This window comes from Acidobacteriota bacterium (assembly GCA_040754075.1).
Taxonomy (GTDB): Bacteria; Acidobacteriota; Blastocatellia; order UBA7656; family UBA7656; genus JBFMDH01.
In genome coordinates, this window is record JBFMDH010000019.1 from 119,441 (window position 1) to 133,774 (window position 14,334).

At 45.1% G+C, this 14,334-nt stretch carries 13 protein-coding genes; 3 read left to right on the top strand and 10 right to left on the bottom strand.

Annotated elements, in window-relative coordinates; translation table 11 throughout:
- The first annotated feature begins 87 nt into the window (after positions 1-87).
- Complete coding sequence (rpoD, locus tag AB1757_19680; GenBank protein MEW6129270.1) at positions 88-1,833, top strand: RNA polymerase sigma factor RpoD; 1,746 nt, start codon at positions 88-90, stop codon at positions 1,831-1,833.
- Positions 1,834-1,839: 6 nt separating this feature from the next.
- Here rpoD and AB1757_19685 read toward each other — a convergent pair whose 3' ends face one another.
- From AB1757_19685 to AB1757_19730, 10 genes are all read right to left on the bottom strand, one after another.
- Positions 1,840-2,601 carry a hypothetical protein gene (locus AB1757_19685; protein MEW6129271.1) on the bottom strand — a complete coding sequence of 254 codons (762 nt, stop codon included), beginning with the start codon at positions 2,599-2,601 and terminating at the stop codon, positions 1,840-1,842.
- Positions 2,602-2,711: 110 nt separating this feature from the next.
- Complete coding sequence (locus AB1757_19690; GenBank protein MEW6129272.1) at positions 2,712-3,413, bottom strand: hypothetical protein; 702 nt, start codon at positions 3,411-3,413, stop codon at positions 2,712-2,714.
- 105 nt (positions 3,414-3,518) lie between these two features.
- The gene (gene glmM, locus AB1757_19695; protein ID MEW6129273.1) at positions 3,519-4,901 is read right to left on the bottom strand and encodes a phosphoglucosamine mutase; all 1,383 of its coding nucleotides are present in this window, start codon (positions 4,899-4,901) and stop codon (positions 3,519-3,521) included.
- Between the two features lie 19 nt (positions 4,902-4,920).
- Positions 4,921-5,880, bottom strand: coding sequence for a CdaR family protein (locus tag AB1757_19700; GenBank protein MEW6129274.1), 960 nt, complete (start codon positions 5,878-5,880; stop codon positions 4,921-4,923).
- 10 nt (positions 5,881-5,890) lie between these two features.
- Positions 5,891-6,772 carry a diadenylate cyclase CdaA gene (gene cdaA, locus AB1757_19705; protein MEW6129275.1) on the bottom strand — a complete coding sequence of 294 codons (882 nt, stop codon included), beginning with the start codon at positions 6,770-6,772 and terminating at the stop codon, positions 5,891-5,893.
- 64 nt (positions 6,773-6,836) lie between these two features.
- Entirely contained in the window at positions 6,837-8,060 is a 1,224-nt protein-coding gene (gene coaBC / locus AB1757_19710) for a bifunctional phosphopantothenoylcysteine decarboxylase/phosphopantothenate--cysteine ligase CoaBC (protein ID MEW6129276.1), read from the bottom strand.
- Between the two features lie 58 nt (positions 8,061-8,118).
- Positions 8,119-8,334, bottom strand: coding sequence for a DNA-directed RNA polymerase subunit omega (gene rpoZ / locus AB1757_19715; GenBank protein ID MEW6129277.1), 216 nt, complete (start codon positions 8,332-8,334; stop codon positions 8,119-8,121).
- An 8-nt stretch (positions 8,335-8,342) separates the two neighbouring features.
- Positions 8,343-8,996, bottom strand: a complete 654-nt coding sequence (gene gmk / locus AB1757_19720; protein ID MEW6129278.1) for a guanylate kinase — start codon at positions 8,994-8,996, stop codon at positions 8,343-8,345.
- Positions 8,997-9,034: 38 nt separating this feature from the next.
- The gene (locus AB1757_19725) at positions 9,035-9,898 is read right to left on the bottom strand and encodes a YicC/YloC family endoribonuclease (GenBank protein MEW6129279.1); all 864 of its coding nucleotides are present in this window, start codon (positions 9,896-9,898) and stop codon (positions 9,035-9,037) included.
- Between the two features lie 85 nt (positions 9,899-9,983).
- Positions 9,984-11,810 (bottom strand): ABC transporter transmembrane domain-containing protein, encoded by a 1,827-nt coding sequence (locus tag AB1757_19730; GenBank protein ID MEW6129280.1) that lies wholly within the window; start codon positions 11,808-11,810, stop codon positions 9,984-9,986.
- A 242-nt stretch (positions 11,811-12,052) separates the two neighbouring features.
- Here AB1757_19730 and AB1757_19735 point away from each other — a divergent pair, with 242 nt between their 5' ends.
- Both AB1757_19735 and AB1757_19740 read left to right on the top strand, forming a co-directional pair.
- Positions 12,053-13,489 carry a galactose oxidase-like domain-containing protein gene (locus tag AB1757_19735; GenBank protein MEW6129281.1) on the top strand — a complete coding sequence of 479 codons (1,437 nt, stop codon included), beginning with the start codon at positions 12,053-12,055 and terminating at the stop codon, positions 13,487-13,489.
- 60 nt (positions 13,490-13,549) lie between these two features.
- Positions 13,550-14,221, top strand: coding sequence for an SCO family protein (locus AB1757_19740; protein MEW6129282.1), 672 nt, complete (start codon positions 13,550-13,552; stop codon positions 14,219-14,221).
- Positions 14,222-14,334 lie beyond the last annotated feature (113 nt).

Here is a 14,334-nt window from a genome sequence, read left to right on the forward strand (position 1 = left end):
TCACATCTTGACATCTGGAATTGATGAGCGTACCAATTTTCAGGCAGTTTCAACTGCCTATCAATCGTTCCTTTAGGAGAGGTAAAATTGTCCGAAGCAAATGAAAAATATTCTGACGAAGTAGAAAAACTCCTTGAACTGGGCAAGGAAAAGGAGTTTCTCACTTTGGACGATATTAATCGTTTACTGCCGATTAACATCAGTTCAGCCGATGACATCGAGGCGATATTTGACGCCCTCGGTGCCGAAGGAATTTCCATTTCCGATACTGAAGAAAAATTCATTGAGGTCGTTTCCAAAGAGCGCGTCCCGGTCGAAGAAAAACTGGATGAACCGGTTGAAGAAGATTTGGATTTGTCTCCCGGTTCAGCAGACGCTGCCAACGACCCGGTTCGATTGTATATGCGAGAAATGGCATCTGTCCCTCTGCTTACTCGTGAGGAAGAGGTCGAAATATCCAAACGCATCGAACGGGGTCGGCATCGCTCATTAAAAGCAACTTCGCGATTGCCGATTTGCGTGAGAGAGTTAATCAAGGTCGGGGAAAAACTGCAAAGTGGCGAATTGAATATCAAAGAATTGGTTGAAGACTCCCCGGAAGAAACGGTTACCGAAGAAACCGCCGAACGGATGGTCGAGGAATCGCGCGCCCGAATGCTTGCAGCGATGGCGGAATTAAAACTGGGGTTGGATAACTTTATTCAACTGAATTCCGCCTACAACGAAGAACCGAAAAAATCGCAAAATCTCCCGACTTGGCGTTATCGATTAGCCCGGGCACGGATTTCCATGAGCCGTAAGGCGCGTACCTTGGAGAGTTCTCTGCAAATCCATGAAGATTTAATTGAAATTGTTCAACACTGTTCAAGGCAGGTTATCGAATCGAAAGCGGAAATCGAAAAAGCTCAGCGAGCACTTGATAAACGAAAGTGGAATGAGGATGAACGCGAATTAAAGCGCGATCTACGCGAAGCTGAAAGAAAGTTAGCCGAATTAGAAAATGGTTGGCACGTCAGCGCTTTTGAAATCGAACGCTCGTTAAAACAAATCCGCATCGGTGAACAGGAATCTTATTTTGCCAAGCGTCAATTGATCGAGGCGAATCTCAGGTTGGTGGTTTCCATTGCGCGAAAATATATCAACCGGGGATTGCAGTTTCTCGACCTGATTCAAGAAGGCAATCTTGGCTTGATGAAAGCCGTCGATAAATTTGAATGGCGACGGGGTTATAAATTTTCGACTTATGCGACGTGGTGGATTCGCCAAGCCATCACCCGCGCCATTGCCGATCAGGGGCGAACCATTCGTATCCCGGTTCATATGATTGAAACCATCAATAAAATGGTGCGCACTTCGCGTGCCCTCGTTCAAGAATTGGGACGCGAAGCCTCTGCCGAAGAGATTGCCGAAAGAATGGATTTGCCGGTTGATAAGGTTCGACAGGTCATGAAAGTGGCTCAGGAACCTATCTCGCTTGAAACGCCTGTGGGTGATGAAGACGATACGCATCTCGGCGATTTTATCGAAGATAAGGTCATCGCCAATCCTGCTGAAGCGGTTATGAGTTCAACTTTGCGGGAGGTGACCGATGAGGTTTTGAAATCCCTCACACCGCGTGAAGAAAAAGTGATTAAAATGCGGTTCGGTTTGGGACCGAACGGGGATGAACATACACTTGAAGAAGTTGGGCAACATTTCGCGGTTACCCGTGAACGCATCAGACAAATTGAAGTCAAAGCATTAAGAAAGTTGCGGCATCCTTCGCGCGCTCGGAAACTGAGAGCCTTTTTTGACGGCGAACCGCAAGACCCCAATGAGCTAACCGAACTTTAACCCTGATTAATCGATTGGACGAATTTCACCATCAGCCCTGCCCAGTGTTTTTTTCTCCTCTTCCCCTTCGTCATCAATCACACGACTCGATGAGCTTGTCGGCGTGGCATTATTGGGCAAAGGGGTTGAGGGTTTCTTTTCAACGGGGGAGTTGATGTCCAGGTTATTTTTATATTGAGCCAACAAATCATCCACCTTATTTCCTTTATTCAAGGATTCCAATTCCCTGTCAGCCTGCGCCAATTGGTATTCGCTTTCCGAAAGCCCAGAGCGAGATTGAATCCGCGCACGCATTTCATCAATCGTCGATGCCGGGTCATTGACCTCGAAGGCAGATTGGGTTGAAGTAATGGTTTCACGCATCTTGGTTAAATAAAGTTCGTTTGCCAGATCAACGCCTTGAACTTTTCTTTCTTCCCTTAATATTCGAGCTTTTTCGGCTGAGGCATCGGCTTCGATAATCTGTTTTTGCAAAAGGTCTCGTTGCGCAGAAAGGCTTTGAATGGCTTCCGCAGCCCGCAAGGCAGCTCGTTCATCTCCCTGAGCACGTAAAATTTTTTCTCGCTCACCGAGTCCGAGAATTTTTAAATTAATTTCAGCCAACTCTTTTTCAAATAATTTTTTTGAGGCTCTGGCTTGCACTTCATACTCATTTAATCTGGTGATTTCTCCGCGAGTGATTGCTCTCACCTCGTTATCGGGTTTGCTTGATTTTTCGATTAAATCGTCCAGATAAGAATTAATCAGCCGTTTTGTCCTCTCCCACATAATCAATCTCCTTTATCTATATGAATGTATTTTGCCTCAAAAAGTTGAAAGCGCAAAGAACCGGAAGCGGCTCCCTGCGCTTTTACGAAATGCAATAAGAGAAGTTTGACCTAATTATTTTTAACCGCTGGCCTATCGAAATTATCTGATGTAGGTTTTGCGGATGAGCGAACCGGCAGCGTTAAAGGTTTAACGAATTTGATTCTCAGGATAGTCCCGGATTGCAAATTCACTTCGGCTCCCTTGGTCATGATCAATCCGCCCAATGCCCCTGCACCTAAAGCGCCGGCTCCAGCAGCGCCACCGCCTCCTGAAAGAATGATGACCCCTGCGCCCATTGCGCCAACCTGACTGCCTCGTATGACGTTATCTAAGGTTTTATCACCACGTTTTCCACCTTTGACCTGGCCTTCATCATTTGCTTTTAATTTGTCATTGTTGTCCCAATCATCAACCGTCGTCAGCATAATCGAAATCGGTTCCTCGCCCCAGGGCATTCCAATGCGCTCAAAAATTAAACCCAATTCGCCTTCCTTATGTCCGCGCTTTGCAGCTTTAACGTGAGTAACTTTTCCGCGAAATTCGGTGCCTTTTGCAATCACCAGCTCACCATTGACATAAATTGCATCTTCCAGAGTAGCAATTACCGGGTCTCCAACTTCATTCAATTTTGAACTCAGACGGGTTTGTAAAACAATGCGGGTCTTGGTTTCCGGTTCGATTGTGGCTTCGCGCGCGCTTTGCGCAAATAGAAAGAGTGGTGTTCCCGCTAAAAATGTGAATCCCATTAGCAAGCTAAACAGCTTTTTCATTTCATTACCTCCGAAATGGCAGTCCTTTGGTTGAAAATATTAGCTCAGTCTCATCTGAGCAACAATGTAAATTAACGCTGAACGGGAGACAAAAGAAACTGAGTGTTAGCCAATCGCCTGTTTTAGAAATTCAGCCATCCGCCTGGCTTTATTTTCTATATCATCCTGATTTTCACCTTCAATCATCACGCGGGCTAAATTTTCGGTTCCTGAATAACGAATGAGAACCCGACCACGACCTTGCATCTCTTTTTCAAGTTCATCAATGGCGGTCATTACTTCGGGCATTGAATGGAGTGGTGGTTTATGACTTACACGGATATTGACTAAGGTCTGGGGATAGGTTTTCATTGACGCAGCCAGCGCTTTCAAAGAGGTTCCATTCTCGACAATGGCGCGAAGTAAAGATAAAGCCGTAATGATGCCATCACCGGCTAAAGAAATATCTGAAAGAATGATGTGACCGGATTGTTCGCCCCCGATACTTGCGTCTTTCGCTAACATTTCTTCCAGCACAAAACGGTCACCAACCTGCGCGCGAATTAACTCTATATTCCTTTCTTTGAGTCCGATTTCAAGTCCCAGATTACTCATCACTGTCGCGACGACCAGATTATTTTTTAACTTGCCCTGGGTTCGGAAACTTTCAGCAAGGATCAGCATGGTGAAATCGCCATCAACCAGCTTTCCTTCATCGTCAACGAAAAGCGCCCGGTCTGCATCTCCGTCAAAAGCAAGTCCCAGGTCAAACCCTCCGCCCCTAACCAGATTTTGTAAATCGTTTAAATGTAAGGCTCCGCAATTTTCATTGATATTGACGCCGTTTGGCGAGGCATGAATCACCGCAAGATTGGCTCCAAGCCGTTTAAAAACCTGCGGCGCAATATTTGACGCAGCCCCATTCGCGCAATCTATCGCGATGTTTAATCCTGAAAGGTTCAATCCATTCCCAATCTCTTCGGTTAAAAAATCAAGATACCGATTTAGCGAATCCGCTTCGGAATTTTTGTTATTTTCCCGAGCCAATTCATCTGCGAGCTTCAGTAAAGAGTGTCCCTCGTATGCGTTGTCAAAAATATCTCTCTCGATTTTTGACTCCATCTCATCAGTCAATTTTTTTCCTGAAGGAGTAAAAATCTTTATACCGTTATCCTGAAAGGGATTGTGTGAGGCAGAGATGACGACTCCTGCATCATAAGGTGTGGTGCGTGTGATAAAGGCTACGCCTGGGGTCGTAATCACCCCGGCAGAACTGACCATCGCTCCCGCAGCGATTGCGCCTTTGGTCAAAGCCCGTTGAATGGGCAACCCTGATTCCCGCGTGTCTCTACCGATAATGATTGAGGGGTGGTGTCCGAGTTGGCTACTTAGATTTTGAGTTAATGAAAAGCCAATTACCTCAACGGTTTTTTGGTCAAGGGGAAATTCATAGGCTTTTCCGCGAATCCCATCGGTACCAAATAATTTTTGTATCTTAGGTGCAGTCATTAGGAATCCCACCTGACAATCAGTTGATTTTTATCAAACTGGGTTGAATGCTTTTGACGGATAGTTTTTCACTATTGGCAAAAAACTTCACTTCCGGTTTGCCTTCGCGTAATTTCTCATCGATTGTCAAATAGTCAACAATAATTTCTAATTCTTCCGGTTTTAAATCATCGACAGCCTGTTTAGTGCCTGAAATGATTAATCGGACAAATTTTGGTGTGTACTGGGTATTTGCCGGAGCGTTGATTAAATTAACCGGAATTTTTTCCAAGACCCGTTCTTTCCGCACCTCTCCGATATTCACCGTCAACATTACTTTCGGGCTGTCTTCGATAGTATTGACAAATTGTGAACCGGTATCGATGGCAACAAAATCACTAAATGGTGCCGTCTTCCCAGCGATATTAATGGTCTCCGTCAATACCGAGGTAATATCTTTTATATGACTGGCGGCTGCCGATACTTTTATTGTATGAGGTGAAATCGTCCAATTATAAATTTCATACCCCGCAGCCACTTCACCTTCAAATCGGGGTTCTACCGGTAAGTTGGCTTCGACCAACCGCTCAAGCGTAACCCGAACACTATGCGGGGAAATATCTATCGTTTGCGTGTCGATGCTCGGAGGCAAGCGGTCTGTATCAATCTTTAAGGGAATCACCCGCACACCCGGTTCGACATTCTGCAAATCCGCAACCACCGCCAGTTCCGTTGAGCGCAGTGAATCAACCACATCTTTGGGTCCTCTCAAATAGACTTTTGCCGACAGGGTTTCATATTTCGTCAAGGCGAGTTCCGGCGACAGGTTGATGATTTCAATGGGAACAGGATTTAAGGTAATTTGACTCCAACGCGACGCTACCGAGAGCCATAACACGGCGGTCATAAAAAGTGCCAGCACCTTCAATCCGGTATTCTCAAGAATATAATCTCTGGCATATTCTTTTACAGCCGACCAGCCATAACTCATCCTGTCCATTTTAATCGTCTCACTTTATAAAAGTTTCCGTGATTTGTTCTCTGGATGATTCCGAAGAGTAATTTTTCGCATTGGAGATTTTTCGTTTGGGTTGCAAGACATTTGCAAGTCCATTCGATGCGTTCATCGATTCTCGAATCAATTCCCGCAGTCGGGCGGCGTTTAAATATCGGGTAATCTCCCCTTTTTCGACAAAAGAAATCACTCCGGTCTCTTCACTTACCACGATGCTCACGGCATCCGTATCCTCGGTTACACCGATTGCTGCTCGATGCCGAGTACCCAACTCTTTTGATAAACGGGGATTCAAGGTCAACGGTAAAAAGCATCCGGCGGCGACGACTCTTGAATTTCTGATTACCACCGCGCCATCATGCATCGGAGCCGATGGTTCAAAAATCGTCACCAACAAATCATAGGAAAGCGCCGCGTCAAGTTTGACTCCCGTATCGATATAATTTTGCATTCCCACATTGCGCTCAATCACGATCAGCGCACCGACTTTGCGCGATGAAAGCGTGGTTGCGGCAAGCACCACGTCTTCATATAAATTTGAGGTGAATTTTGAACGGGGGAAAAAGATCGTCAGACGAAGGTTTGCGCCAAACCGCATTAATGCCGAGCGAATTTCCGGCGCAAAAATAACCAGAATGGCGAAACCGAAATATAAAATCATGTTTCGCATGACAAACTGGAGAGTTTCAAGACCAAGAAAAACCGCAACCTGATAAAGTAACCCGACCCCCAGCAAACCAATCGCAATCGGGATGGCGCGAGTTCCTCTAACCAGTTTGAGCAACCCATAAATGATTGCCCAAACAACTAAAAAGTCGAGAAGGTCAATGAATCTCAGTTGCTCAAGAAATTGAATTAACTCCGTCCAACGACTCATAGCTTCAACCGGAATATTTTAGATTTTCGGTGAGCGCAATCAAAACCTTCACCTTAATGAAAGGTTAGGGATGAATTCGGTTGCTTTGTTTAATAATTAAAGCCGAATCTAATATCTTTTCGGCAACTTCCATTTTGGGAAGTAGTTCTAAATTTATGGTTTCTTCCAATGAGATTAAACTCACTTGATTAGAGTTGACCTCAAATCCCGAATCAATTCTCGAAACATCATTGGCAACGATCAGGTCGGCTTTTTTATTAATTAACTTTTTACGCGCATTCGCTTCTACATTTTCGGTCTCTGCGGCAAACCCAATCAACACCCGCCCATCTTTGACGCGACCAACTGCGGCGAGGATGTCTTTTGTCGGTTCCAACTCCAAAATTATTTTCCCATCACCCTTCTTTATTTTGTGATTCGCTTTTTTTGCGGGGGTGTAATCGGCTACCGCCGCCGCCATGATTATCATTGTTGACTCTGCAAGGTTTTGCATAACCGCATCGTACATTTCGGCTGCTGATTTAACCTGAATTGTAGTTGCTGACGAAGGCGGCGACAGATTGACCGGGCCAGTAATCAAAGTGACCTTTGCGCCTCGTCGTCGCGCCGCCTCGGCAATCGCGTACCCCATTTTCCCCGACGACCGATTGGTAATGCCGCGAACCGGGTCAATCGCTTCATAAGTAGGACCTGCGGTAATCAGAATATTTTCATTCAATAAATCGTATGTTGCTTTGTCCGTCGCTGAAGTTTTCTTTTTACCTAAAATTTCCAAGGCTTTTTGAACAATTTGTTGCGGTTCCGCAAGCCTGCCGGGACCGACGGTTTTACAGGCGAGGTAACCGGATTCCGGGTCAACAAAAAGAACCCCGTGTTTCCTGAGCTTTTCAACATTTTCCTGCGTGGCAGGATGTGCCCACATTTCGACATTCATCGCCGGCGCCACAAGAACCGGCGCAGTTGCCGAAATATAAAGGGTGGTCAGGAAATCGTCAGCAATGCCATTGGCGAATTTAGCCAGGATATTGGCGGTGGCTGGCGCGACGAGAATCAAATCGGTATTTTGGGCGAGTTCGATGTGTTTAATTTCAGGGTCGTGTGTGGGTGTCCACATACCATCAATCACCGGATAACCCGATATTGACTGAAAGGTGAGCGGTGTAACCATGCGCGTGGCATTTTTGGTCATCACAACCTGAACTTCAACGCCACTTTTTTGTAAACCGCGCATCACCTCGACCGCTTTATATGCGCTGATTCCTCCGGTTACCCCTAATACCACCTTCATAGCCACTCAACACTTTCCAACCGAATCGACAGAGATTTATCTATCGGCTGAACCACGCTTATTCATTTAAAGCGCCTGATTTCTGAATCTGAGAAAATAGAATTTCCCCCTGTTCGGCTTCTTCCAATGCGATTCGTGTAAATTTTTTGGCATTCGACTTCACGCGAGCCGGTGCGCCTTTCTGTAACTGTTTGCTTCTTCTCGCTGCAATTAAAACCAGTCGATATTTACTATCAATATCGCTTGTCCAGTTTGTATCTTTTTCATCAGCCATTTCCGTATTCATCCTCCAAAAGATTTTATTATCAATTCAGTTTTATCCAATTGCCGGGACAACACTTGCCGTTCGGCGCGAATTATCGCCTCCAATGCCCGACAAGCGTTACCGAACTCATCATTTACAATAACAAATTGATAGTCCTTGCAATGTTTGATTTCATCACGCGCGTTTTTTAAACGCCGTTCAATATCCGCCTCGGTATTCTCGGCGCGTGCCCTTAATCTTGACTCTAAAATTTCAGGTGATGGGGGCAAAATAAAAATGCTTATCGCTTTGGGCATCTTTTCTTTTATCTGCGCTGCGCCCTGCACATCTATATCCAGGATAACATCCTTTCCACTCTTGATTATTTTGTCGGTGGTCGCTTGATGCGTTCCATAATAATTCCCGTGAACTTCGGCGCACTCCAGAAATTCGCCATTTTCTCGCATGAATTTAAATACGTCCTGAGAAACAAAATAATAGTCTTTACCATTTTGCTCTAATCCACGAGGTTGGCGCGTCGTGTAAGAAATAGAGTAACACAGGTTATCTATGGTTTTTAAGGCGTGATGAACCAATGAAGACTTCCCAGCGCCAGATGGTGCCGAAACAATGAACAAATTGCCTTCCGTCATGAGGTATTTTTTAGAAACTCCCGAATTAATCTGGGTCAATTAATATTCAATGGATTCAATGCCGATTTAATAAAAAGCTATTCGACATTTTGTGCCTGCTCGCGAAGTTTCTCAACTTCGGTTTTAATGACAATTGCCGCGTCACTAATTGCCAGGTCGTTGGATTTCGACAGGATGGTATTGGCTTCGCGATTCATCTCCTGCAAAATAAAATCCAGGCGTTTACCAATTTCATCTTCCGCATCAATTGCCTCTCGCATTTGCATGACGTGGCTTTTTAATCGGGCAATTTCTTCGCTAATATCGCTGCGGTCTGCCAGTAAAACAACTTCCTGTGCCAATCGGGTTTCATCTATCTGCGCGCTTTTCAAACCATCCTGCAATCGCTTCATTAATCTATCCCGGTAAATTTCCGGGAGACGGACTGCCTCGCGTTCAATAACCGGAATCTGACTTTCAATCCGGTTGAGCCTTTCATTTAATTCTTTGGCTAATTCCTGCCCCTCTGAAGCACGCATAATGGTTAAAGAATCCAGGGCGTTTTCCAATGCCTCGATGACTCCGGCAACCAGCGTTTCATCCAATTCATTGGAGTCTTGAGATACCTGCAAGGCTCCCTGCAATTTGGCAATCAACTCCAAGGATGGTTCATCCGCCAGGTTAAACTCACTTTTCATTTTGGCAAGGGCAGCGAGGTAGCCTGCAACCAAGGGTTTATTTATTTCAAAGGTGGCATTTTTCATCTGTTCAATTGAAGTGGTGACTTCAACTCGACCGCGTTTCAATTTTGCCTGAATAACCTTTTTCAAACTGATTTCCAGGCTGGAAAGTTCCTGCGGCATTCGCAAATGAATATCCAAAAATCGATTATTTACTGAACGAATATCTATGCGCACCTTAAAACTTTCACCCGATGCGCTTCCCTGACCAAAACCTGTCATACTCTTTATCATAATTTTAGGATTACTCTTTCTTTTTTGATTTTGTTTTAACCTTATCCTTTACCGAGGCAACCCCGCTTGAGCTTTACTCTATTATGGCTTCAAGCGAAGGATGATTCACCTCTTCGGCAATCTCATTAGAAAATTGTAATTCGTAAAGGTCACGATAGATACCCCCATGCGCCATCAATTCTTCGTGCTTGCCGGTTTCAACAATTTTCCCCTTATCTAAAACAACTATCTTGTCTGCTCGATGAATAGTAGTCAAACGATGCGCGATAACGATGGTGGTTCGTCCGCGCATTAAATTGGTCAAAGCATTTTGCACAAGCCGTTCGGATTGAGTATCGAGGGCAGAGGTCGCTTCATCCAGGATTAAAATCGGGGTGTTTTTCAATAAGGCACGGGCGATTGCCAGACGCTGACGTTCTCCACCAGAGAGTTTGACGCCGCGCTCCCCAATCAAAGTCTCATAGCCGCCGCGTTCCAAGATAAAATCATGTGCATAGGCAGCGCGCGCCGCCTCTTCAATGCGCTCGCGATTAAAATCCGGTCTTCCATAGGCGATATTATTTAATATTGAATCATTAAATAAAATAACATCCTGGGTTACTAAGGATAATTGTGAACGTAAATTATCCAGCTTGACGTCCTTAATGCTTTGCCCATCAATGACAATCTCACCCTCAGTCGGATCAAAAAACCGCATCAATAAATTTGTCAAAGTCGATTTTCCAGCCCCGGAAAGCCCGACGAGCGCGACCACCTCGCCGCGATTCACGGTTAAATTTATATCTTTTAAGACCGAGACTTTGGAATCGGTATATTGGAATGACACCTTGCGAAATTCGATTTTGTCTTTGAGCGGGGCGATTTCCACCGCATTCGGTTTATCGGCTTTTTCAGTATGGGTATTCAGCAATAAATAAATGCGGTTGAAGGCGGCAAAAGATTGCTGGAAAAAATTATGCAATCTCGACAATTTGCGAATCGGATCGTACATACTGAGCATGGCGACCAGGTAAGTTGCAAAACTGCCGATGGTCATCTGCCCGATGGAAATCAATTTTTGCGTATAAAGTAAAAATCCGGCGGCGATTAAAACGCCCACCAATTCCAGTATCGGCGAGGAGAGATAAACATATCGGGCGGCGCGATATTGATGTCTGGCATAACCGTGCAAGGCGTTCTCAAAACGTTTTCCTTCAAATCTCTCCATCCCAAAGGCTTTGACAATGCGATGCCCGGCGATGCTTTCCTGGGCAATATCGAGAATTTCTTCGGTGGTTTTCTGAGTTGAATGGGCAATTCGCCGCAGCCGTTTCCCGAAATTCATGGTCAGGAGATAAACCAATGGCCCGATTAATAAAACCGCCAGCGTCAATCGCCAATTTAAAAAAATCACCAGAATAAATAACCAGATGAAATTAAACGACTCCATAATCAAATCAGCGAGCAGGTTGGATACGGAATTTTGAACACGTTCCGAATCGCTGATGATGTGGGTGGTCAATTCATTGGTGGGATGCTCGGTAAAAAATTCCGAAGACTGTTTGAGAATGTGATCATACAGCCGCTGTCGTAAATTAACTACGACATTGACGCCGATTCGCCACATCAAAACGTTTGAAAAATATTCCGAGGTGCCGCGAATCAAGGTAAACGCCACCAGCAATCCGGCAATCATCGGCAGCGGGTTATCTGTGGCGGGTAAGTACCGATTAATATCAACCAGGGCTGATAGCCCGCCGGAGAAAGCGGCGGGATTAGTGGTCAAATTATCAATAATTGATTTGATTAATGCTGTCCGTGCCGCCCCGAAAAGTCCCACCAGGGTCATTAAAATTAACGCCAGAGTGAAGAGTCCCGAATAAGGGCGGACATTATTTAACAGGATGCGAAAGTCTTTCATGAGGCATCATTTTTGCAGCTCTAAAATAACAAACGATTATACGCGATGGCTAAACCCGGTCAAGGAATCCGCCTTGAGTAAAATAACCTAAGCGAAAAAATTCACAATTTCTTTTGGGAGAAAATATGCATTCATCATTTACCCTCCCTGAATAGGAAGAATTTGATAGGAGAACCCGTATGCGATTGCCCTTCCCCACATTTCGTCATCGGTCAATAGTTTCGTTTTTGTTGATCGCCATAATGGGATTAACAACATATTTCACAAAACCAGTTGCCGTTTCAGCGCAGCAATTTGAATCAAAAGATAATTCCATTTCTTATCTAACCGGCGCAGGCGATTGGTCAGCGGTTCAAAGTTTTCCATCCGTTGCTATCCACGCCACCCTACTACCGAATGGTCAGGTACTTTTCTGGGCACGCGATGATTCGCGGTTGGATTCCGATACCTGGACGTGGGACCCCAAAACCAATACCTTTCAAACTATTTTTAATCCTTACACACACCTGTTTTGCGCTGGTCATTCGTTGCTTCCGGATGGTCGATTACTGGCAACCGGTGGGCACCATTTCGATAATTTTCGTGGTGAACCCCATACCAATATTTTTGATTACCGCACCAACAGTTGGTCAAAGGCTCCTGATATGAATGCCGGGCGATGGTATCCTACCAATACCACGCTTGCCAATGGAGAAGTGCTGGTGGTCGCCGGAACCGATATAAATCGGGATAACAATACCCTGCCACAGGTTTTCCAAACCAATGGCACCTGGCGTTCATTAACCGCAGCAGAACTCGCATTGCCGACCTATCCATTTATGTTTCTCGCGCCTAATGGCAAAGTCTTTTATGCCGGCCCAGAGGAGGACACTCGTTTTCTTGACACCAAAGGAACCGGTAAATGGACTGTCGGCCCACGAAGTAATTTCGGTTTTCGCGATTATGGGTCAGCCGTTATGTACGCGCCGGGCAAAATTATTTTAATTGGCGGAGGCATCGCCCCGCCGACGAATTCCTGTGAAATTATCGACCTCAACAGCGCAAACCCACAGTGGCGTTATACGGCTCCGATGAATTTTGCGCGCCGTCAACATAACGCGACATTACTTCCTGATGGTCGGATTTTGGTCACCGGGGGAACCAGCAGCCCTGGCTTTAACGACCCTTCGGATTCGGTTTTTGCCGCTGAAATTTTTGACCCGAAAACCGAAACCTGGACATTGCTCGATAGCTGCGTTGAAAGACGGTTATATCATTCGGTCGCTTTATTGCTTCCTGATGGGCGTGTGTTATCGGCAGGTGGCGGACTGCCGGCGGCAGGTGGCAGCGATTATGATCACGATAATGCCGAAATTTTCTCGCCTCCCTATTTGGCGAAAGGCTCACGTCCAACGATTTCGTTCGCACCAAGTAAATTTTCTTATGGCAATAAAATCAGTATCACCACGCCCGATATTCAAAATATTTCGATGGTCAGCCTGATTCGACTTTCATCGGTCACTCACTCGTTCAACATGGAACAGCGGTTTATTCAATTAAACTTCGCTAAACAAAACAACCGATTAATAGTACAAACGCCTTCGAGCGCGAATATCTGTCCACCGGGATTTTATTTGCTGTTTATTTTAAATCAGCAGGGGATTCCGTCTGTCGGTAAGATTGTCCAAATTATCAAATAGTAATTCGGAGTATGCCTTGAAGCGCGGGATTAAACACATCTGAAAAAGCAGAAGGTGAATATGTCAGGAACAAAATCACGTGGAGAACTATACAGTTGTGGAATCATCACGATAATGGTGGTGTTATGGTTATCGGTAATTTCTTTCGCCAAAACCAACTCCAAAATAACCAGGCAAAAGGGGAAAACGGCTATCCACCAAACCTGTCATAAAAACGCTTCTCAGCCCAACACCTCACAACCTTCAAAATTTCGGAATGCCACAATTCCTGATGTCGAGGTTATCGACCAAGATGGAAAAACCTGGCACTTCTTTAGCGATTTAATTTTAAATGAACAGGTGGCGATCAATTTTATCTACACCACCTGTGAAGCCCTTTGCCCAATGCAAGCTAAAACTTTTAGCAATATACAAGCTGAACTTGAAAATCAGCCAAGCAATTTGAAGCTAATATCCATCAGTATTGACCCGGAAAATGATTCACCGGAGAAACTGAAAAATTGGGCATCTCAGTTTAATGCCAAACCCGGGTGGACTTTTTTAACCGGTAAAAAATCCGAAATTGAAAAGTTATTGAAGGCGATGATTGGGGATTCGACCGGGTTTAAACAACACGCTTCGATTATGTTTATCGGAAACGCCAAGGCAGATCGTTGGGAACAAACCTTTAGCTTTGCTCCCCCCAATCGGGTTTTCGAGATTCTAAAAAATTTAAGTAAACCTGAGTATTGAGTTGAATCAGGCAGCAAGGATGCCGCTGTGACGCAACTGATAGCTGATGAGCTTGAGTTGGATGGTATTCCACAACCCAAGCCAACTTCGTGAATAGACGCGATCAATAAACT

Coding starts and splice junctions, on each gene's coding strand:
- AB1757_19685 (MEW6129271.1), bottom strand. CDS start 2,601: ATGTGGGAGAGGACAAAACGGCTGATTAATTCTTATCTGGACGATTTA.
- AB1757_19690 (MEW6129272.1), bottom strand. CDS start 3,413: ATGAAAAAGCTGTTTAGCTTGCTAATGGGATTCACATTTTTAGCGGGA.
- glmM (MEW6129273.1), bottom strand. CDS start 4,901: ATGACTGCACCTAAGATACAAAAATTATTTGGTACCGATGGGATTCGC.
- AB1757_19700 (MEW6129274.1), bottom strand. CDS start 5,880: ATGGACAGGATGAGTTATGGCTGGTCGGCTGTAAAAGAATATGCCAGA.
- cdaA (MEW6129275.1), bottom strand. CDS start 6,772: ATGAGTCGTTGGACGGAGTTAATTCAATTTCTTGAGCAACTGAGATTC.
- coaBC (MEW6129276.1), bottom strand. CDS start 8,060: ATGAAGGTGGTATTAGGGGTAACCGGAGGAATCAGCGCATATAAAGCG.
- rpoZ (MEW6129277.1), bottom strand. CDS start 8,334: ATGGCTGATGAAAAAGATACAAACTGGACAAGCGATATTGATAGTAAA.
- AB1757_19725 (MEW6129279.1), bottom strand. CDS start 9,898: ATGACAGGTTTTGGTCAGGGAAGCGCATCGGGTGAAAGTTTTAAGGTG.
- AB1757_19730 (MEW6129280.1), bottom strand. CDS start 11,810: ATGAAAGACTTTCGCATCCTGTTAAATAATGTCCGCCCTTATTCGGGA.
- AB1757_19735 (MEW6129281.1), top strand. CDS start 12,053: ATGGGATTAACAACATATTTCACAAAACCAGTTGCCGTTTCAGCGCAG.
- AB1757_19740 (MEW6129282.1), top strand. CDS start 13,550: ATGTCAGGAACAAAATCACGTGGAGAACTATACAGTTGTGGAATCATC.